Below are 19,745 nucleotides of genomic sequence, written 5' to 3'. Positions count from 1 at the left end.
TTTATTGGCAAACGATAATCGCCACGGTAATGTGCGTCAACAGCTTTGGCGCAGGACGATGGACAAAGGGGAAAACCGTTGCGTGGCATGACATGGGATCATCCCAGAGGAGCCGATCCGCTGGTGGCCGCTTCCCGCGCGTGGGAAGCCGAAACGGGCGAGGCCATCACGTGGGATCGCCGCTCGCTGCAGGACTTTGAGACCTTTCCCGTGGGGGAGCTGGCGCGGCATTACGACCTGATCGTCATCGATCATCCGCATGTTGGCCATGTGGCGGCGGCTGGCTGTCTCGCGCCGCTCGACGGCCTTGTCGCCGAGTCGGTGCTGGAGGGCATCGCCGCCGGATCGGTGGGCGGCTCCTATGAGAGCTATCGCTGGGCCGGGCATCAATGGGCCCTGCCGATCGACGCCGCCAGTCAGGTGCAGGCCTGGGTGCCCGGGCGCATCCCCGCGCCGGTGACGCGTTTCGAAGACCTGCAGCCACTGCTCGCGGCGGGGCGGGTGATGGTGCCGCTGCGCGCGCCGCACGGCCTGATGACGCTGTTCTCGCTGTGCGGCCTGGCGGGTTTCGGGCTGGATGTGGAGGCGCAGGATCTGTTTCCGGTTCAAGCCGCCGCCGCCTATGATCGCCTGCGCGACCTTGCGGCGGCGATCGATCCCGCCGCATGGTCGATGGACCCGATTGCGGTGTTCGAGGCGATGGCCGATCCGGCCTCGCCGATAGCCGTGGCGCCCTTCATCTATGGCTATGTCAGCTACGCGCGGGACGGCTTTCGCAGCCGGACCATCCATTTTGCGGATGTGCCCGTCTTCAACACGCAGCCTGTCGGCACGGCGCTGGGCGGGACGGGGCTGGCGGTTTCAGCCTTGGGGGACGACCCGTCAGGCGCGGCGCGATTCGCCGCATGGGTGGCGGGCGGGGCGCTGCAGCGCGATCTCGTCGCGGCCGAAGGAGGACAGCCTGCCCATGCCGAGGCATGGGGCGATGATGGCGTGAACCGCGCGACCCATGATTTCTACCGCGCCACAAGGCGCACGCTCGATCAGGCATGGCTGCGCCCGCGCCACGACGGCTATATGGCGTTTCAGGACGCCGCCTCGCATCGGCTGGAGGAAGCGCTGCGCCGGGGTGAAACGGCCACCGATGCGCTGGCTGCCCTCAACACCCTTTACCGGCAGAGCCGATGACCGCGCCGCTCTCCGGTCTGCTCGTCATCGATATGGCGCAGTTCCTGTCGGGCCCCTCGGCGGCCTTGCGGCTGGGCGATCTTGGCGCGCGGGTCATCAAGATCGAGCGGCCGGACGGCGGGGATATCTGCCGCACGCTTTATCTCAGCGACACCGATGTGGCGGGCGATTCCACGCTGTTCCATGCGATCAACCGCAACAAGGAAAGCTTCGCGGTGGATCTGAAGGATCCGGGCGATGCGGCGCGGCTGCGTCGGTTGATCGCGCGGGCCGATGTGGTCATCCAGAATTATCGCCCGGGCGTGGCCGACCGTCTCGGCTTTGGTCCGGAGCGTCTGCGGGCGGATTGTCCGCGTCTCGTGGTCGGCAGCATCTCCGGCTATGGTCCCGATGGGCCATGGGCGGGTTTGCCCGGGCAGGATCTGCTGGCTCAGGCGATGTCGGGTGCGATGTGGCTCAGCGGCAGCGAAGGGCAGGGGCCCGTGCCCTTCGGCCTGTCGGTGGCGGATATGCTGGCCGGCCATATCCTGACGCAGGGCATTCTGGCCGCCCTTGTGCGGCGCGGGATCTGCGGCGAGGGCGCGCATGTCGAGACCAGCCTGATGGAGGCTTTGGTGGACCTGCAGTTCGAGGTGCTGACGACTCATCTCAACGATGGCGGCCGCCTGCCCACGCGGGCTGCCGTGGACAATGCGCATGCCTATCTGGCCGCGCCCTACGGTGTCTATCGCACGGCGGATGGGTGGCTGGCGCTGGCGATGACGCCGCTGCCGGTGCTGGAGCCCTTGCTCGATCTGCGGTTCGGCGACCGCGATCCCTTCCGCGACCGCGACGGGGTGAAGGCGCTGGTCGCCGGGCAGCTGGCGACCAGCACGACCGACCAATGGCTCGCCATCTTTCGCCCCGCAGACATCTGGTGCGCCCCGATTTACGACTGGCCGCAGCTGCTGGCGGAGGAAGGCTTTCGCCGGCTGGACATGTTGCAGACGATCCGTCGTGGCAGCGCCGCCATCGCCACGACGCGCGCGCCGGTGCGCATCGATGGCGACCGAGCCGGGTCTCCGGTCGGCGCGCCGCGCATCGGGGAGCATGGCGCGGCGATTGTCCGCGAATTCGGATTGGATGCCCTGTGAGCGCCAGCCATGCCTGGGTTTCGCGGCTCTGCCGGGTGCTGCTGCCGCTTTCCCTTGTGGTTCCAGCACCAGCCTTTGCCGAAACATGGGTGGCGGGCTGGCTCAGTCCCGGCTCGCCGCCCGTGGCGCTGAAAGCCGGAACGTCGCCCGCGATCTTCGAGAACCAGACGGTCCGCCAGACCCTGCGCCTCGGCATCGGCGCCCGCAGAATCCGGCTGCGCCTGACCAATGAGTATGGCCGCATGCCGCTCGCGGTCGGCGATGTGCGCATCGCGCTGGCCGACCCCCGGCAGCGCGTCATTCCGGGCTCGGAACGCAAGGTGATGTTCGCGGGGCAGGACCATGTGACGCTGCCCGCTGGCGCGCCCATCGTCAGCGACGCCCTCGATCTTTCCGTTTCCGCGCTGCAGACCCTTGTCGTCTCGGTCTATTACCCCCAGGCGGGCATGCCCGGCGGCCATCTGAGCCGGATTGCGGTCGCCCCCGGCGACCGGGGCGCCGAGGCCGCGATGCAAGGCGCCGAAAGTCTGCGCGGACCGGGCATCGTCTCCGCTGTCGAGGTGGTGCGCGACGCGCCAGCGCCCGTGATCGTCGCCTTCGGCGATTCGATCGTCGAGGGCATCGCCAAGACCAGCAGCATCGATATGGGCTGGCCGCAGCAGCTCGCCAGCCGGTTTGCGCGCGATCCCGCGCGCGCGGGCTGGAGCATCGTCAATGCCGGCATCGGCGGGAACCGGCTGTTGCACGATGGTTTCGCCGCGCCGGGGCTTGCGCGTTTCGACCGCGATGTGCTGGCCGTGCCGGGGGTGACCCATGTCATCCTGCTCGAAGGGATCAACGATATCGGCTGGTCGGCCCTGCCGGACAGCATCGTCACCGCCGAGATGGTGATGATGGCCCAGCGCCAGCTTGTCGAGCGGGCCCATGCGCGCGGCGTGCAGGTGATCGGCGCGACGCTGCTGCCGTTCAAGGGCGCGGTCTATTACACGCCCAAGGCGGAGGCGATGCGGGTCGCGCTCAACCGCTTCATCCGCACCAGCGGCATCTTCGACGGGGTGGTGGATTTCGATCAGGTGACCGCCGATCCCGCCGACCCGGCCTGCATGAACCCGGCCTTCGACGATGGCGACCACCTCCACCCCAACGATGCGGGCAACACGGCCATGGCCGCGGCGGTGTCATCCGCGCTGTTCGAGGAGCGTCAGACGGGCCGCGCCCGCCACGCCCCCTCGAAGCTGTAGTGGCCTGAGCCCAGTTCCACGCGCATCGCATTGCGCTCCTGCCGGGCATGGAGCGCGGGCCGTCGACTGAGCGGCTGGCCGCCCTCGCGCAGCGATGCCGGGCGCATGTCGGGCAGCAGCACCGTCGCGCGCCGTCCCGCCGGGATCTCCACGGCGATGGTCAGCCGTGCGCCCTCGCGGCGCCACTGGCAGGCGAGGCGGCCCGCGGGCGTCTCATGCCAGGCCGTGGCCCCCGTCACCGAGGGCAGCACGATAGGGGCGATGGTCAGGGCCTGTGGTTCGGGCAGGGCATGATCGATGCGCAGCCCCGCCAGCCGCCCATAGAGCCATCCTTCGGCCTGTCCGAGCATGAAATGGTTGAGCGATTTGGTCGGATTGCCATCCCATGCCTCGGTCAGCGCGGTGGCGCCGTGGTCGATCTGATACAGATAGCTGGGCCGGTCGCGGACGCGCAGCATGTCCAGCACGATATCGTCGCGACCACTTTGCGACAGTGCCTCGATGACATAGCGGAAGCCGATATCACCGGCGGTGACGCCATTGCCCGTCGCCCGGATCGCGGCGATCAGCAGGGCCAGCGCCCGCGCGCGCTGCGGCGGCGGGACAAGGCCCAGCGCCAGCGGCATCGCCTGCGCGGTCTGGCTGCCGCGATCATATTGCCCTGTCGCGCCATTGAGGAAACGCCGGTTGAGCGCCGCCGCGATCCGCGCCGCCCGCGCCTGATAGTCACCCGCCTCACGCGCCCGGCCCACCAGCGGCGCCATGCGCGCCATGGCCTGCAGCGCCTCGATATGGGCGGCGGTGCCCACGAGGCTGCGGCTCGTCAGCTGGGCTTCTCCGGGGTCTTTGGGGCCGATATCATACCAGTCGCCCATGCCGAAATCGAGCAACCCATCCTGCGAGCGGCTATCGAGGTAGCGGCAATACAGCTCCGCCGCAGGCCAGGCCGCCGCTAGGATCGCGGCATCGCCCTGAAAGCGATAGGCGGCCCATGGCGCCAGCACCGCAGCCACGCCCCACTCAGGCGAGTTGCGCCAGATCTGGTCGTGCCCTTCGCGGTCGATGAAGGCGATGTATTCGGGCGCGATGCCGGGCACCATGCCATCGCCCTGCTGCGCCTCGGCGATGTCGTCGACGAGCTTTTCGTAAAGCGTGATGGCGTCGCGGTTGTAGAAAACGGTCGGCGCGTTGAGATAGGTCTGCTCCAGCCAGCCCAGCTTCTCGCGATGCGGGCAGTCGGTCAGCACCGACATCATGTTGCTCGTCACCGCATGGTCGATCAACTGGTGGATGGCGGTCATGTCCGCGTCCTCCGAGGTGAAGGCTCCCGCGCGGGCGGCATCGGCATGCAGCACATGGGCCACGATTGCGTGGATGGCGGCGCGGGGCACGCCGCTGACCTCGATATAGCGGAAGCCGTGATAGGTGAAACGCGGCTCAAAGCGCTCCAGGCCCCGGCCCGCCGCCGTATAGCGGAACTCGACCCGCCGGTTCGGGCCGCCGTTGAAGCTGCGCTGGTCGGCCCGGCCATGGGCGTCGAGCGCTTCGGCAGGGGTGAGGATGGCCGTCTCCCCGCTGTTGGCGACCAGCTCGATCATCGGGCGCCCGGCGATGTTGCGGCCAAAGTCGATCAGCGTGACGCCCGGCGCGGGCTGCGTGATCGACTGCGGCATCAGCGTCTCGCCGATGATGACAGGCGGCACCTGCGAGGCTTTCAGGCGCCCGCCCGGCCCGCGCACCACCAGCGCCGGGGACCAGCCCGGGGCGGCATGGTTCGGCGCGGTCCAGCCGGTGGGCTCCAGACGCGCATCGACATCCTCGCCGCCATAGATGGAGGAGAAGCGGATCGGCCCTTCATGGGTCCGCCATGTGCTGTCGGTGGCGATATGGGTGCGCTGACCGTCCGCCGCCTCGATGGTGAGCAGCAGGATCGCCTTGGGCTGGCCGAAGCTGTCGAGCAGCTTGGTGTAGCGGCCCGGCTGATGTTCGACATTGTAGAAGCCGTTGCCCAGCATCAGCGCCAGCGCATTCGCGCCGGGCTGCAGCAGCGCCGTCACGTCATAGGTGTCGTAGAGGATGGTGCGGCGATAGTCGGTCCAGCCCGGGGCCAGCGCGGCATCGCCGACCGTCCTGCCGTTGAGCGCCAGCGTGTAAAGGCCCAGCCCCGCCACCGAGAGCGTGGCGCGGCGCGGCGCCTGATCGAGCGTGAAATCGCGGCGGAACAGCGGCAGGGGCTGGGCCGGGAGCAGGTCACGCGGCGCTTGGCCCGCAATGTGCGGCGGCAGCGTGCGGTCCTGCGCGGCGGCGATCCATTCCGCGCGCCAGTCCGCCGGATCGATCAGGCCGGTCACGAAGCGATGGGGCTCGGCCCAGCGGCTCCAGTTCCCCAGGCCGTCGGCGCAGCGGATGGACCACCAGTAGCTGGCGTGGCTTTCCAGCGCCAGATCCCGCAGGGGGCGGGCCAGCGCCTGAGCCGTGTGCATCACGCCGCTGTCCCAGATGGCCCCTTCGCCTTGCCGGACGGCCTCGGCGCAGGTGCCGACCACCAGACGGAAGGCCGATTGCCTTATGTCGCGCGCGGTGTCGTCGGCCCGCAGCTTCCATGAGAAGCGCGGACGCCGCGTGTCGATGCCGATGGCCTGTTCGCGCCATGCGATGGCCAGCGCGACGGGTGCGGCCTGCGATGCGGCAGCCGGTCTGATGGAGGCCATCGGCGCAACGGCCATCAGGGAGAGCGCTTCGCGGCGGTTGAAGGTCATGCTGCGGTCTCGATCAGGCGGACGGGACCGGCAAGGCCCGAGGGGATCAGCGGTGCATCGGCGTGCGGCAGCCATTCCTGCTTCTTGCGCAGGCGTGGCTGCACCCAGGTGACGCGCCGGGCATCGGGCAGGGCGCTGTCCGCGGCCAGCCGGTTATGCCAGGTGTTGGTGACGACCAGTTCGATGCTGTTGGCGCCGGGGCGTAGCGCCCCGGTGATGTCGGCGGCGAAGGGCGGGGTCCATAAGGTGGCGATCAGGCGGCCATTGACGATCACCTCCGCCATCTCGCGCACCGTGCCGAGATCGAGCCACAGGCGGCGGCCCGGGGCCAGCGCCGCTGCCTCCAAAGTCAGTGAGGTCCGATAGTGGCCCGAACCGGAATGATAGCGCAGATCATGCGGGGAGAGGGTTGACCACAAGGCTGGTTCCGGCAGCGTGATCCGGGCATCGGGCGCATGGAAGCCGCTGAAGCTGAGCTGCCATGGCCCGGCAAGGGTGCGGCCTGTGGTGGCGGGGTGGAGCGGTTCCTTCGGAGGTGCTGATCCATCCGAAGCGCGGCACAGCAGGATCGCGCTTTCACGCGGCGCGAGGGTCAGGGGCCCCTCGCTGCGTTCGCCACGGCGTGTCCAGCCGGAGAGCCGCGTCCGGCGCCCGCCATCGGGGTTCCAGCGTTCCACCGATGCGAAGCTGCCGCGCAGGGAGAGCGCTGGCTGGATGGGCCGATCGTGCTTGTTGACGATGAAATAGGCGTCCCAGCCGTCTCCGGTACGATGGGTCCAGTCGATGGCGCCTCCGGTCGCGGTCAGATCGGGCGTCAGGCCGATCCGCGCCGCCGCCGCCGCGACATCGCCGTCGCCGAACATCCGGCCCGCGCCGATCCGGCGCAGATCGCTGCCATCCCAGATCTGCGCGACGAGGCCGGCATGGGCGGCCGCATCATCGCCATGGCCGATCGGGCCCTGCGACGCGCTGCCGCAAACCGTCGCCCCGGCGCGCAGCAGGCGCAAGAGGCCCCGCAGAAATTCGCAGGAATAGCGCCCGCCCGCAGGCAGCGTCAGCAGCCGATAGCGCGCGCCGCCCGCCAGCACGATCACGCCCTGCTCGACGCGCGCCAGCCGGAGCAGCGCATCGCGGTTGATGCTGTCGAAGGTGAGGCCCTCGGGCACGGCGCTGTCCAGCCGCTCGGGCAGGAGCGCGCGCGAGGGGATCTCCTCGCCGATGAAGGCGGCGATGTCCGCCACGCCGCGCCCCTGCTGAAGCACGGCCTGACAGCGGCGCATATAGTCGAACCACGCCTTGCCCGGCTTCCACCAGGTCTGCGTGCGGCTGAAGAAGCTGCCGATGCCGTTCAGCGTCATGGCCGGGGCCCGATCCAGAAAGGGCTGGCCGGCATAGACGTGAAGCATGAAGCGGTTGATGCCCCGGCAATAGTGCCGGTCGCCCAGCGGCTTCATCATGCCGGGATGCTCATCCCACGCCATCAGCCCCTGCGTGAAGCTTTCGGTGGCGATCACCCGCTTGCCGTAGATGCGCCCGCCCGAGACGGCATCGGCGACATCGGTGGGCTTGTCGTTGCGGGGCGTGCGCAGCCAGAACTCGCCCATCGGAACGTCGGTCGCCTCGGCCCAGCGCAGGCCGTCCACCGCAAAGGTCGGGCTGGCCGGTTCGCCGCTGAAGGTGCAGCCGCGCGCATGGGCGAGGGCGGCAACCGTTTCGAAGAAGGCCGACTGGGTGAGTTCGGCCACCGTGCGGCGCAGGTCGTGAAGCACGGCCTCGCTGGCCTCCGCGCTGCCCATCGGCACGCCCGCCAGCACCGGCAGCCACGGCGTGAGATCGAAGCCGCGCAGTCGCCGGAAATCGGCGAGGAAGCCGGGCGACCAGTTCTGTCCGCTCGCCTCCCAGCTGTCGACATGGACTGTGTTCATCACGCGACCGGCACGCTCCGGGCCGACCTTGTCGAGGACGGCGCCGAACCAGCGGTCGAACTGCAGCTTGACCGCTGCCGGGTTGAAGCGGTCGACCTCCAGCCCCTGCGCCCCGCCCGCCGCCGAATTCTCCTTGCCGCTGGTGGTGTAGCCAAGGCGAAGAACCCGCCAGCGGCCTTGCGGTGGCGTCCAGTCCAGCGTGCCGTCGGGGCGCAGTTGCTTGGTGAGATCGATGGCCTGCGCCGGATCGACGCAGGCGGCGGGCGGCACGTCCCGGCTGGTCGTGCGGCGCGCGATGGACCATTGGGCCGCGCTCTTGCCGGAGATCTGGTGGATGTCCGGGCGCGACGAGAGTTCAAGGCTGAACAGGCGCAGCCGCAGATCCTCGCCGAAGTCATAATCCTCGCGATAGGGCTCGGGCCGCGCGGGATGATGCAGGAAGCGGAAGGTGCGCGCTGTCGTCTCGGGCAGGGCATGGGTGAGCGTCGTCAGATCGGTCTGCCAGCCATGTTTGGGATACTCCAGCCAGCCGACGGAGCGGAAGGTATGGCCGTCGTCGCTCGCCTGCACCTCCAGCGAGTTTGCGGCGCGATAGACGCCGGGCGCATAGCCATAGGGCGAGGGTGTTCTGACCGTGACCGAGCGCAGGGTGAAGGGGCGATCGAAGCCGAAGTCGATATGGCCGGGCGCGGTGGTATCGAAGAGGTCGCGCCTGTTGTCGGGATCGAGCATCCAGCCGGGTTCGGCTCCGGCCATAAGCGGCAGGTCCGTGGTGACATGGGGGCGAAGGGCCGCGCTGCTTGCATCGAAGCTTTCCGGCCAGGGGAAGGCGAAAACCGCCGTGTCGCGATAATAGTCGCGCTGGTGGGGCGGTGTGGGCAGGCGGATGTCCGCGTCGCCCGCATGGGCGCGTGTTTCGGACCAGGTGACCAGCTGCATCGACAGGTCTGGCGTGATCCACGGACCGCTGGCGGTCGCCCAGCCGTCGCACATGTTCAGCGAGACGGTCATGCCGAGGCGATCCGCTTCGGCCACCGCATGATCGACCAGAGCCCACCATGCCGGCGTCAGCGCATCGGCGGGTGGCGAGACAAGCGGCGTGCGGCCCGACGCGCCGATGGCGAAGAGCATGGCCGTGGTGATGCCATTGGCGTGCATCGCCTCAAGGTCGGCGGTGACGCCCTCGCGCGTCATCGCGCCGCCCAGCCAATACCAATAGGCGCCGAGACCGGCTTCACGCGGCGGCTGATCGAAGGCGGCGGACACCGCTTCGAAGCCTGAGCCCCGGGCGCCGGGATTGAGGCCCAGCGGCGCGGCGGACGCCATGGAGGCAAGGCCGGTCATCGCCGCGCCCGCCAGCACCTCGCGCCGACGGACCGCCCATCCGCTGCCCCCACCTTCACCCTCTTGACCCACGGGCATCCCCTCGTTTCATGTTTATAGAGTAATGTATAGTTCGCAGACAAATTTATCGGCGTCAAACCGGAATTCGGCGCATCCTCTTGCAGGGAGCATCGGCCGGGCCGCCCAAGTCGGTCGACAACGCGCCCGGTGGGGCTTGCTTGCTCAGGGGATCGGAAGCAAAATTGGGGATGTCAGATGAACATATCGAATCCCTGAGCAGGCCGCAAAGGCGCTTGCTTCGCCGTATCTACAATGGCCGCACCATCCCCATCGTGACGGATGGCCAGCCCTTCCTGACCTATAAGGCCGCCAGGCAATACCTGCTGGCGCTGACCCCGGAAGCCCGCGAGGCAGCCTATCTGGATATGAAAGAACAAGGGCAATAGCCGGGTCGGCCCTGGCAGCGACCCTTTCAGGTCATGCGCCTAGTCCGGCTTGCGCGTCCGGGCCGCGGCCTTGCCCAGCAGGAGGGCGCCGCCCAGCGCCAGCAAGGCCAGACCGGCCACGCGCCCGCCCGAGAGGCTGCCGTCCTTGCGATGGAGATGGGGGCGATGGAGATGGGGCTTCAGGCGGCCTAGCAGGGGCTTGCGCTGCGAGAGCGCCTCGAACATCTCGCCTGGCCCTTCCGGATCGAGGATCTTGTTGTCCGCCAGCCAGATCCTCACCTCGTCCAGATCGGGCACCTCATAGGGGCGCAGCGAGCGGCCCTCTCCACGCAGCGTCTCGACCGTTTCGATCAGGGAGCCGGTGCGTTCGATCATCGCTTCGATGGTCTGGCAATCGGTTCCGAGATGTTCGGCCAGCAGGGCGTTGCGAATGCCGGCAATCGCGCGCACCGCCTGCGTGTTGGCATCGCGCCCGGCATCGATCACCGCATCGCATTCCGTATCCAGCCGCAAGGAGCGGTTGTTGAAATTCGACGAGCCGACACGCAGCACCCTGTCGTCGACCACCGTCACCTTGGCGTGGACGTAGATGGGATCGCCCTTGGCGGTGAAGGGGTGATACAGCCGCAGCCGGCCATGGGGATCGCCTTCGCGCAGGGCCTCCACCAGCCGGGCGCGCGCCGAATCCATGGCGACAGGCTCCAGCCAGCCCTGCGCGGAGACCGGGTGGACGATGACGAATTCGGGCCCATCGGGTTCGGCCAGACGCTTGCCGATGGCTTCGGCCACCTTGCGTGAGGCGAAATACTGGCTTTCGGCATAGACCCACTTTTGGGCCCGCGCGATCAGATCGACATAGAGATCCTCGATCTCATGACTGGGTTGCTGATCGGCCATTTCGGGCACGGTGCGCGCGATGCCGACCTCGACAGCGGTGAAATCGGCCTCGATCCCGTCCGGCCAGCAATCCGCGCCTTGCGTCACCGGCGCGACGGGGTCGCCGCCCGAGATGGTCCAGCGTTCCCGGCACATGTCGCCGAGGGCCGCGGCGACAGGCCCCTGCAGCAGGGTGCTGGCATCATGCCACGGGCCATAAGGCTGGCCATCGGGATCGACGCGCCGGGGCTCGGCATCCTCATGCCCGCGCGTGTCCCACCGGCGGGCGGTCATGTCGATGCCGCCGCAAAAGGCCACATCGTCATCGATCACCACCACCTTCTGATGATGCGATCCGGCGGGCGGGTGGTGCGCATCGAGGCGGAAATGGATGTTCGGATCGCGCAGCCATTTTGCGATGCGCAGCAGGGTGCGGGCATGGAACAGCGTCTTGATGGCGCCCGTATCCCAGCGCAGGATGTGGATATGCAGGCCGGGCGTGCGCCGGACCAGCCAGCTGAGAAACTCGCCGACACGGATGGGGGCGCCATCCTCGACATCGCCGCCAAAGCGGATGCGGGCATCGAAATCCCAGCCCACCAGAAGGATCTGCTTTTGCGCCTTCAGCATCGCTGCCCGGGCCGCCCTGAAATAGTCATCGGCATCGACGATGACGCTGGCGCGGGCCGCCGGTGCGATGCGCCAGCAGTTGCGGCCTGTTTCAAGCAAGGGCTCTGTCATCATGGGCGGGACCATTGCAGCCCGGCAGCGATCTGCCAAGGATAGGCTTTATAAAACACGCTCATGTGAGGGTTTGACGTGGGCGGCACGGTTTGGCCAAGGGCGTCTTGGGTTATGGATACGTCTTTCCTGGTGGCGCAGCTTGCTAAGCGCCAAATCAATCCGCTAACGCTGCCCCGCGCGGCTGCCCGCGCCAGGAGATGATGATGAAAGCGCCCGCCCTGCCTGAAACCGCACTGCGTGAAAAAAGCCATTATGTGGTGCTGGATGGCTTGCGCGGCGTCGCTTCGCTGCTGGTCGTGGTCTTTCATCTGTTCGAGGCTTTTTCGGGCGGCGATCCCACGAAGCAGATCATCAATCACGGCTATCTGGCGGTGGATTTCTTCTTTCTGCTGTCGGGTTTCGTGATCGCCTATGCCTATGATGATCGCTGGGGCAGCATGTCGGTCTGGAACTTCTGCAAGCGGCGGCTGATCCGCCTGCAGCCCATGGTGGTGCTGGGCAGCCTGATCGGTGGCGCACTGTTCTACCTTCAGGCGGGGCCGTTGTTTCCGCTGATCAGCCAGACACCGCTGTGGCAGATGGTGCTGGTGATGCTGTGGGGCTGCACCCTGCTGCCGCTGCCCAAAAGCATGGACATTCGCGGCTGGAACGAACTTCATCCGCTTAACGGCCCGGCATGGTCGCTGTTCTACGAATATATCGCGAATATTGGCTATGCGCTGATCTTTCGCAGACTGTCCTTGCGGGTGCTGAGCGTGTTGGTGATCGGCGCGGCGGCGTTTCTGCTGCATCTCGCGCTGGCCGGCACCAGCCGCGATCTGATCGGCGGCTGGTCGCTCGATGCCGAGGGGCTGCATATCGGCTTTGCGCGGCTGCTCTATCCCTTTCTGGCGGGGATGTTGCTGATGCGTGTGGGCACAAGGATCAGGAGCCGCCATGCCTTTGCGCTCTCCAGCCTGCTGCTGGTCGCGGCGCTGTCGATCCCCCGGCTGGGCGACACGCCGCATCACTGGAGCAACGGCCTTTATGACGCGCTCTGCGTGATCCTGATCTTCCCGCTGGTCGTGGCCATCGGCGCGGGCGAAAAGCGTGTGGATGGCGTTTCGGTGAGCATTGCGCGCTTTTTCGGAGAGCTGTCCTTCCCGCTCTACATCACCCATTATCCGCTGATCTATGTCTACACCGAATGGGCGGTGGACAGGCATGCCTCGCCCGGGCAGGGCGTGGTCTGGGGCATGCTGCTGCTGGCGGCATCGGTGGCGATCGCCTATGGCAGCCTGGTCTTCTACGACCGACCGGTGCGCCGCTGGCTGACGGCGCGCTTCACGCAAAACCGGGGCTGAATAACGCCTCCGTGGCTGGCGGAGGTGTGACAATCCAGCAACAATTCAAGCCCTTGCCGGGTGGTTTCACCCCCGGCAACAGGCCCTGCACACCCGTTTAAACCGTTAAAATTCAAGCCCGGGCGCAACCCTGCAAAGCCGCTCATTTCTGCGGCCCGCGGGGCGGAACGCGATGCTCTCCCAATCGTTTGACACACGATTGCACAGCGACACGATCACCAAACGCATTGATAAGATTGTGTTCGCATTTTAAAACTTATGGAAAGCCCCGTGAAAGAGGGCGCCGCAAGGAGGAGAGGGTTTTCAACCATTGAACGCGGACGCGCTGCGATGTTTCGCATGCGCCGCCTCATGTCAGACATCCGTCGCCAGATCGCGCAAACCCCTTGGGGCGAAGCGATGCTGCACACGATAAAACCAAAAGTTTCAGGGAAATAATCACATGAGGGAGATGAACGTGGGCAACATGTCATCCAAAAAGAGCTTTCTGGTGGGCGCCGCTTCCACGCTGGCCGTGTCCATCGCGGTGATCAGCCAGCCGGCCTTCGCGCAGGGCACTGCGCCTGCCGATCAGGCCGCTGCCGCACCGGTCGAAGTCCCCACCACCGTGGCCGATCCCGCCAATGAGATCGTGGTGACCGGTTCGACCTCGAAGCGTACCCTGCTGAACGCTTCGGTCGCCATCACGCAGATTTCCAACGCCGATCTGGCGCAGAAGGCGCCGCGCAACACCGTCGACATCCTCGAAACCATCCCCGGCATCTTCGTGGAAGGCACGGCGGGCCCGGTGTCGAACAACTATTCGGTGCGCGGCCTGCCCGGCGGCGGCCAGCAATTCGTGCGCCTGCTGGAAGACGGCATGCCGTCGATCTATGGCGGCCTCAACGACGATGAAGTCTTCCAGTACGATGCCTCTATCGATCACGTCGAAGGCCTGCAGGGCGGCACCTCGGGCATTCTGGCCCCCAATGCGGCGGGCGCCTCGATCAACTTCATCTCGCGCAAGATGAATTACGACCACGGCGGCGGCCTCTTCAAGATCACCGGCACCACCTATGGCGAGGCGCGGACCGACTTCTGGTATTCCGCCCCGCTCAAGCTGCTGGGCGACGATGTGGCTTTCGCGGTCAGCGGTTATCTCGATTCCAACCCCGGCCAGCGCGATTCCCAGTTCCGCTACGACACCTATCATGTGAAGGCGCAGCTGGAAAAACGCTTCGACGATGGCGGCTTCATCCGCGCCACCTACAAGCGCTGGAACGAACACGACCCCTATTACGCCGACCAGCCCTATTCCTATGTCAACGGCAAGATCGCCAGCGTGCCGGGGCTGAGCGGGCAATATGGCAACATCATCGGCAATGGCTTCGGCACGATCACCATGCCCAACAGCTGCGCCGTGGGCCAGTGCACCCGCACCTTCAGCGCCAAGGAAGGCATCCATGCGCAGGGCAATCTGTTCCGCATCGATGTCAACAAGCCGGTCGGCCATGGCATCACGCTGTTCGCCCGGGCGCGCTACACCCAGACCAACTGGGACTTCAACGGCGTCTTCGCGGGCAGCGGCAGCGGCAATGCGGGGCTTGAAACGGCGGTCAACTATCTGACGCCCAGCGCGGTCTCGCCGCTGTGGGGCAGCACTTTGCCTGCCTCCAACCCGATGTATGGCGGGCTGAACCTGTTCCAGGCGGCGGCTCTGGCCTTCCCCGGCACGGCGCAATATGGCATCCGCAATCTGACCACCGGTCAGGTGATCGCGGGCAACAACACCGCCGCGCTCAATGCGCTGAACGGCAACGGCTTGCTGCAGCAGACCTGGCTCAACCGCCAGACGATCAACATCCATGACGTGGGCAGCGATTTCGGCGCCAAATGGGACGCGAGCGGCGGCGGCTGGAAGAACAGCCTGACCGTGGGCGGCATGATCTATCACCAACGGCAGGACAATGACCAGTCGGCGGTCTCCAACCTGCTCAACGATGTGTCGAACAATTCGAACATCTACGATGTGGTGGCGCTGAACTCGGCGGGCGGCGTGATCGGCACGCTGACCAACAACGGTCTGCTGGGCTATGGCGACTGGGGCGCGGGCGTCAGCTATTTCGACCAGAGCAGCCAGTCGGTCTATGCCAATGACGAGTTCACCTGGCACGAGAAGTTCCACTTCGACGTGGGCCTGCGCTATGAGCATGAAAAGCAGACCAGCTACAGCGGCAACAGCTCGCCGTCGCTGATCGCGCCGGGCACCACCGGCCTGCTGCAGGTGAACCCGAATGCCTTCAACGGCACCTATTCGGTGAACTCGGGCTATGCCGAAAACCCGCTGAACTGGACAGCGGGCGTGAACTACACTCACAACGCGCATCTGTCGGTCTATGGCCGCTATGCCCATTCCTATCAGACCAATGGCAACAATTCGAACGGCGCCACCGCGATCACCTTGTGGGAAGCGGGCATCACCTATGCGGGCCATGGTTTCGTGGGATCGGTGCGGCCCTTCCGCACCCTCTTCAAGAACCAGAGCTTCAACGGCCTGATCACGGATGCCGGCACCAGCACCTCGGAAAACTTCGTGGCCAACATCACCACCAATGGTGTCGACCTCGACCTGTCCTACCGCCCCACCTATGAGCCGCTGCGCGCCTTCTCGATCCGTGGTCAGGCCACCTTCCAGGATCCGAAATACGCCAGCGCCTGCAAGGGCACGATCAGCAACGGCATCCTGTCCAACTGCGCGCCCTATCCGCAGGCCGATGGCCTGACGCCGGGCCGCACGCCCAAGGTGATGTACACCATCACCCCGGCGGTGGATCTGCCGCATCATCTGGGCAGCATCTATCTGCGCTACAAGTACATCGGCAAGATCTTCGCCGATCAGACCGGCACGCTGCCGCTGCCCAGTTATGGCGTGCTGTCGCTGGGCGCGCAGCTGAACGTGACCGACCGCATCACGGTCAACGCCAGCGTGGACAATGTCACCAACACGCAAGGCCTGACCGAGGGCAACCCGCGTCAGGGCCTGTCCGAACAGGTGGTCAACGGCTATTTCTATGGCCGTGGCATTGTCGGCACCAACGGCATGGTTTCGCTGCAGTACGCGTTCTGAGCGGACTGAGCTAACCTATGGGCGGCAATCCTCCGGCGAGAGGGTTGCCGCCTCAAGTTTTCTGACGAAAGAGGCGTGATGGACCAGCGTATCGGCAAGGTGGTGATCCTGGGGGGCGGCACCGCGGGCTGGATGGCCGCCGCTGCTCTGGCCAAGATCAACAGCCCCAGGCTGTTCGACATCACGCTGATCGAATCCGACGAGATCGGCATTGTCGGCGTGGGCGAGGCGACCATCCCCACCATCCACTGGTTCAACCAGCTGGCAGGCATCGATGAGGCCGCCCTGCTGCGCGAGACCCATGCCACCTACAAGCTGGGCATCGAATTTATCGGCTGGAATGGCGAGGGCAGCGGCTATTTCCATCCCTTTGGCCGCTATGGCGCGCCTGCCGATGGCCCGATGTTCTACCATCGCTGGATCCGCGCGCATCTGGCGGGCGACCCGCATGGCGTGGAAGGTTACTCGCTGACCACGCAGCTGGCGCGGGCCGGGCGGTTCGCGCCGCCCTCCAACGATCCGCGTTCGCTGCTCTCCACCTTGGGCTTCGCCTATCATTTCGATGCCGCTGCCTATGCCGCCTTCCTGCGCCGCCAATGCGAGGCCAAGGGCGTGCGCCGCATCGAGGGCAAGGTCGAAAAGATCGAGCAGAACGGCGAAACCGGCTTCATCACCCGCCTCACCACCCAGCGCGGCGCGGTGGTGGAGGGCGATCTCTTCATCGATTGCTCGGGCTTCAGGGGCCTGCTGATCGAACAGACGCTCAAGACCGGCTATGAGGACTGGACGCATTGGCTGCCCTGCGACCGCGCTCTGGCCGTGCCCTGCGAAAGCGACGGGCCGCCCACGCCCTTCACCCGCGCCACCGCGCGCGAGGCGGGCTGGCAATGGCGCATCCCGCTGCAGCACCGCATCGGCAATGGCTATGTCTATTCCAGCCAGCATATCAGCGACGATGAGGCGGCCGCCAAATTGCTCTCCCGTTTGGATGGCAAGGCGCTGGCCGATCCGCGCCCGATCCGCTTCACCACCGGGCGGCGGCGCAAGGTGTGGAACCGCAATGTCATCGCCATGGGGCTGGCCAGCGGCTTCCTCGAACCGCTGGAATCGACCAGCATCCATCTGATCCAGAGCGCGATTGCCAAGCTGCTCTCGCTGTTCCCCACGCGCGGCTGCGACCCGCTGGTGGCCGAGCAGTTCAACCGCGTCTATGGGCAGGATGTGGAGACCGTGCGCGATTTCCTGATCCTGCATTACCACCGCACGCAGGGCCGTGATGAGCCGCTGTGGCGCCAGTGCCAGACCATGAGCCTGCCCGACAGCCTGACCTACAAGGAAGAGCAGTTCGCCCGCACGGGGCGTATCGTGCTGGGCACCGATGAGCTGTTCCGCGAGGCCAGCTGGTTCGCGGTGATGATGGGGCAGGGCATCGCCCCGCAGGATTACAACCCGCTGACCGACAGCTTTCCCGAAGCCGCCAACGCCCAGCATCTGGCCCGTATCCGCAGCGAGATCGCCGCCGCCACGCCAAAGCTGCCCCGCCATGAGGATGTGATCCGCCAGCGCCTGCAGGCCCCCGCGCCGCGCCCTGCCTGATTGGAGTTTTTACGATGCGTTTGAAATCTTCCCTCTCGCTCGCTGCTGCCTTGCTGGCCGCGCCCATGGTGCATGCGCAGCCCGCTGCCCAGCCGCTGCAGTTCGAGGTGAAGGAAGGCAAAAATCTCAACAGCTTCTACCGGCAGGGGCCGGTGGCGGCGCATATGCTGCTGCGCTCGGGCACCGATCCGCGTATTCTGGTGGCCTTCCCGGCGGGCAACAGCGGCGTGGGTCTGTGGTTCGATCATCTGGATCAGGCTGCGACATGGCGCATGGTGACGCCGCCCGCCGCGCAGACGGTGGAGGATGCCAAGGGCCGCAAGCTCCATGGCATCACCGCCACGGCCGAGATCACCGTTCCGGCCTTGCAGGTGAAGCAGGCGATCCTCTCCTCCGTGCGCGTGCTGCGCGATTACCAGAGCGACGGCATCAAAACCCCCGAGGTCGAGACCGTTCCTGGCATCAACGGCCAGACCATCCTCTGGCAGCGCGACCGCCTCGATGGCGCGCCGGGCTATCGTCTCGCGGTGACGGTGGTGCATGGCTCGCTGGCGCTTGGCCGCATCACGGCGGGCGCGGACGGCAAGATCACCCTGCGCATCGAGGCTCAGAGCGGTGAGACCCCGCTCACCCCGCTGCAGGGCAATGCGCTGCTCTCGGCCAGGGCGAACCGCGATCCCGCCGCGCGCAACACGCTCAGCTTCCTGAGTTATCGTGAAAAATTCATGGCCGGATCGTGGCGCTTCAACACCTATTTCGGGCGGGACACGATGATGTCGCTCAGCCTGCTGATGCCTGCCTTGCAGCCCGAAGCCATCGAGGGCGGGTTGCGTTCGGTGATCGCGCGCCTCTCGCCGCAGGGTGAGGCCGCCCATGAGGAAGGCATCGGCGAATTCGCCGTGCTGGACCATCTGCGCCACCACCAGCCCCTCACCGACGCCCCCGAATACGACTACGCCATGATCGATTCCAGCTATATGCTGGCCCCGCTGGTCGAGCGCGCCCTGCTCGGCAGCCCCGCCGGCATGGCCCGCGCCAGGGCCTTTCTGGCCGCTCCCAGCGGCAAGGCAGGCGATCGCCAGGAAACCGCAGGCGCCGCCCTGATGCGCAATCTGCGCTATGTGCTGACCACCACGCAGCCCTTCGCGCAAAACCCCTCGGTGGCTCACCTGCTGGCGATCAAGGATGGCCGCACCACCGGCGAATGGCGCGACAGCAATGATGGCCTTGGTCTTGGCCGCTATCCCTATGACGTGAACGCCGCCCTCGCCCCCGCCGCCCTGCGCGCCATCCAGGGCCTCACGGCCTCCGGCGTGCTGACGCCCTATATGACGCCGCAGGACAAAGCCGCCTTCGCCAGGGCCGGAGCCGCAGCGGACATCTGGGCCAGCAAGGCGCCCACGTTCTTCGATGTGACCGTCCCCGCCGCTCAGGCCAAGGCCGATATCACCACCTATGCCGCGGCGCTGAACGTGCCCGCCCAAGCCGCGCTGAAGGCCGTGGATGCCCAACCCGTGCGCTTCCACGCCCTGTCGCTCAACGCCGATGGCTCGCCCGTCCGCGTGGTGAACTCCGACCCCGGCTTCACGCTGATGTTCGGCCAGCCGGCCCCCGCCCTGCTCGACCGCGACGTGGCCGCCATGATGCGCCCCTTCCCGGCTGGCCTGCTGACGGATGTGGGCCTGCTGGTCGCCAACCCCATCTACGGCACGCCCGAGGACAAGAGCCGCTTCACCCAAAGCGCCTATCACGGGTTGGTGGTCTGGTCATGGCAACAAGCCCTGCTGGCCGCCGGTCTGGACCGCCAACTGAAGCGCCGCGATCTGCCGATCCCGGTCCGCACCCATCTGCTGTCCGCCCGCACGGCGTTGTGGAAAAGGATCGAGGCGCATCGTGATATGGCCAGCTCCGAACTCTGGTCATGGGCGCTCGAGAACGGCCACTACAAGGTGGTGGCGTTCGGAGCGGGCGCGGGGGATGCGGATGAGTCCAACGCCGCCCAACTCTGGAGTTCGGCCTATCTGGGATTGGCGCCTGTTCATTG

Annotated in this window: 12 protein-coding genes; 9 read left to right on the top strand and 3 right to left on the bottom strand. The window is 66.6% G+C overall.

Translation table 11 applies throughout. From position 1 onward, the window contains the following. The first annotated feature begins 123 nt into the window (after window positions 1-123). Genes SR3_RS11955 through SR3_RS11945 form a run of 3 tightly spaced genes read left to right on the top strand, consistent with a single transcriptional unit; the run spans window position 124 to window position 3,562 of the window. The gene (locus tag SR3_RS11955; RefSeq protein ID WP_245653884.1) at window positions 124-1,188 is read left to right on the top strand and encodes a type 2 periplasmic-binding domain-containing protein; all 1,065 of its coding nucleotides are present in this window, start codon (window positions 124-126) and stop codon (window positions 1,186-1,188) included. Continuing rightward, window positions 1,185-2,321, top strand: coding sequence for a CaiB/BaiF CoA transferase family protein (locus tag SR3_RS11950; RefSeq protein WP_068085877.1), 1,137 nt, complete (start codon window positions 1,185-1,187; stop codon window positions 2,319-2,321). Before SR3_RS11955 ends, SR3_RS11950 begins: the two co-directional genes overlap by 4 nt. Continuing rightward, the gene (locus SR3_RS11945; protein WP_068085874.1) at window positions 2,318-3,562 is read left to right on the top strand and encodes an SGNH/GDSL hydrolase family protein; all 1,245 of its coding nucleotides are present in this window, start codon (window positions 2,318-2,320) and stop codon (window positions 3,560-3,562) included. The genes SR3_RS11950 and SR3_RS11945 overlap by 4 nt, the downstream gene beginning before the upstream one ends. Here SR3_RS11945 and SR3_RS11940 read toward each other — a convergent pair. Together SR3_RS11940 and SR3_RS11935 are read right to left on the bottom strand one after the other, a co-directional pair. Further along, window positions 3,523-6,321 (bottom strand): family 78 glycoside hydrolase catalytic domain, encoded by a 2,799-nt coding sequence (locus SR3_RS11940; protein WP_068085872.1) that lies wholly within the window; start codon window positions 6,319-6,321, stop codon window positions 3,523-3,525. The two genes, SR3_RS11945 and SR3_RS11940, sit on opposite strands and share 40 nt — an antisense overlap. Beyond that, window positions 6,318-9,668, bottom strand: a complete 3,351-nt coding sequence (locus tag SR3_RS11935; protein ID WP_068085871.1) for a glycosyl hydrolase — start codon at window positions 9,666-9,668, stop codon at window positions 6,318-6,320. Before SR3_RS11935 ends, SR3_RS11940 begins: the two co-directional genes overlap by 4 nt. Window positions 9,669-9,883: 215 nt before the next feature. Between SR3_RS11935 and SR3_RS11930 the strand changes: the two genes are divergently transcribed. Then, window positions 9,884-10,036 (top strand): hypothetical protein, encoded by a 153-nt coding sequence (locus tag SR3_RS11930; RefSeq protein ID WP_245653883.1) that lies wholly within the window; start codon window positions 9,884-9,886, stop codon window positions 10,034-10,036. Between the two features lie 39 nt (window positions 10,037-10,075). Here SR3_RS11930 and SR3_RS11925 read toward each other — a convergent pair whose 3' ends face one another. Further along, window positions 10,076-11,656: a phospholipase D-like domain-containing protein gene (locus tag SR3_RS11925; RefSeq protein WP_157098809.1), complete on the bottom strand. Its 1,581-nt coding sequence runs from the start codon at window positions 11,654-11,656 to the stop codon at window positions 10,076-10,078. 203 nt (window positions 11,657-11,859) lie between these two features. On the opposite strand from SR3_RS11925, the gene SR3_RS11920 reads away from it, so the two are divergent. The 5 genes from SR3_RS11920 to SR3_RS11905 all read left to right on the top strand — a co-directional run. Beyond that, window positions 11,860-12,999, top strand: coding sequence for an acyltransferase family protein (locus SR3_RS11920; RefSeq protein WP_218018813.1), 1,140 nt, complete (start codon window positions 11,860-11,862; stop codon window positions 12,997-12,999). Window positions 13,000-13,269: 270 nt separating this feature from the next. Next, window positions 13,270-13,437 (top strand): hypothetical protein, encoded by a 168-nt coding sequence (locus tag SR3_RS31285; protein ID WP_157098808.1) that lies wholly within the window; start codon window positions 13,270-13,272, stop codon window positions 13,435-13,437. A 4-nt stretch (window positions 13,438-13,441) separates the two neighbouring features. Continuing rightward, window positions 13,442-16,105, top strand: coding sequence for a TonB-dependent receptor (locus tag SR3_RS11915; RefSeq protein WP_245653882.1), 2,664 nt, complete (start codon window positions 13,442-13,444; stop codon window positions 16,103-16,105). A 78-nt stretch (window positions 16,106-16,183) separates the two neighbouring features. Beyond that, the gene (locus SR3_RS11910; protein ID WP_245653881.1) at window positions 16,184-17,701 is read left to right on the top strand and encodes a tryptophan halogenase family protein; all 1,518 of its coding nucleotides are present in this window, start codon (window positions 16,184-16,186) and stop codon (window positions 17,699-17,701) included. 14 nt (window positions 17,702-17,715) lie between these two features. Then, the coding region (locus tag SR3_RS11905; RefSeq protein WP_068086048.1) for a hypothetical protein at window positions 17,716-19,745 on the top strand (2,030 nt) is incomplete at its 3' end.

Source organism: Novosphingobium rosa NBRC 15208, from assembly GCF_001598555.1.
GTDB classification, from domain to species: domain Bacteria; phylum Pseudomonadota; class Alphaproteobacteria; order Sphingomonadales; family Sphingomonadaceae; genus Novosphingobium; species Novosphingobium rosa.
The sequence above is the reverse complement of the archived record's forward strand: the minus strand, read 5'-3'. Positions and strand labels throughout refer to the sequence as shown.

Coding starts and splice junctions, on each gene's coding strand:
- SR3_RS11950 (WP_068085877.1), top strand. CDS start 1,185: ATGACCGCGCCGCTCTCCGGTCTGCTCGTCATCGATATGGCGCAGTTC.
- SR3_RS11940 (WP_068085872.1), bottom strand. CDS start 6,321: ATGACCTTCAACCGCCGCGAAGCGCTCTCCCTGATGGCCGTTGCGCCG.
- SR3_RS11935 (WP_068085871.1), bottom strand. CDS start 9,668: ATGCCCGTGGGTCAAGAGGGTGAAGGTGGGGGCAGCGGATGGGCGGTC.
- SR3_RS11925 (WP_157098809.1), bottom strand. CDS start 11,656: ATGATGACAGAGCCCTTGCTTGAAACAGGCCGCAACTGCTGGCGCATC.
- SR3_RS11920 (WP_218018813.1), top strand. CDS start 11,860: ATGAAAGCGCCCGCCCTGCCTGAAACCGCACTGCGTGAAAAAAGCCAT.
- SR3_RS11915 (WP_245653882.1), top strand. CDS start 13,442: ATGAGGGAGATGAACGTGGGCAACATGTCATCCAAAAAGAGCTTTCTG.
- SR3_RS11910 (WP_245653881.1), top strand. CDS start 16,184: ATGGACCAGCGTATCGGCAAGGTGGTGATCCTGGGGGGCGGCACCGCG.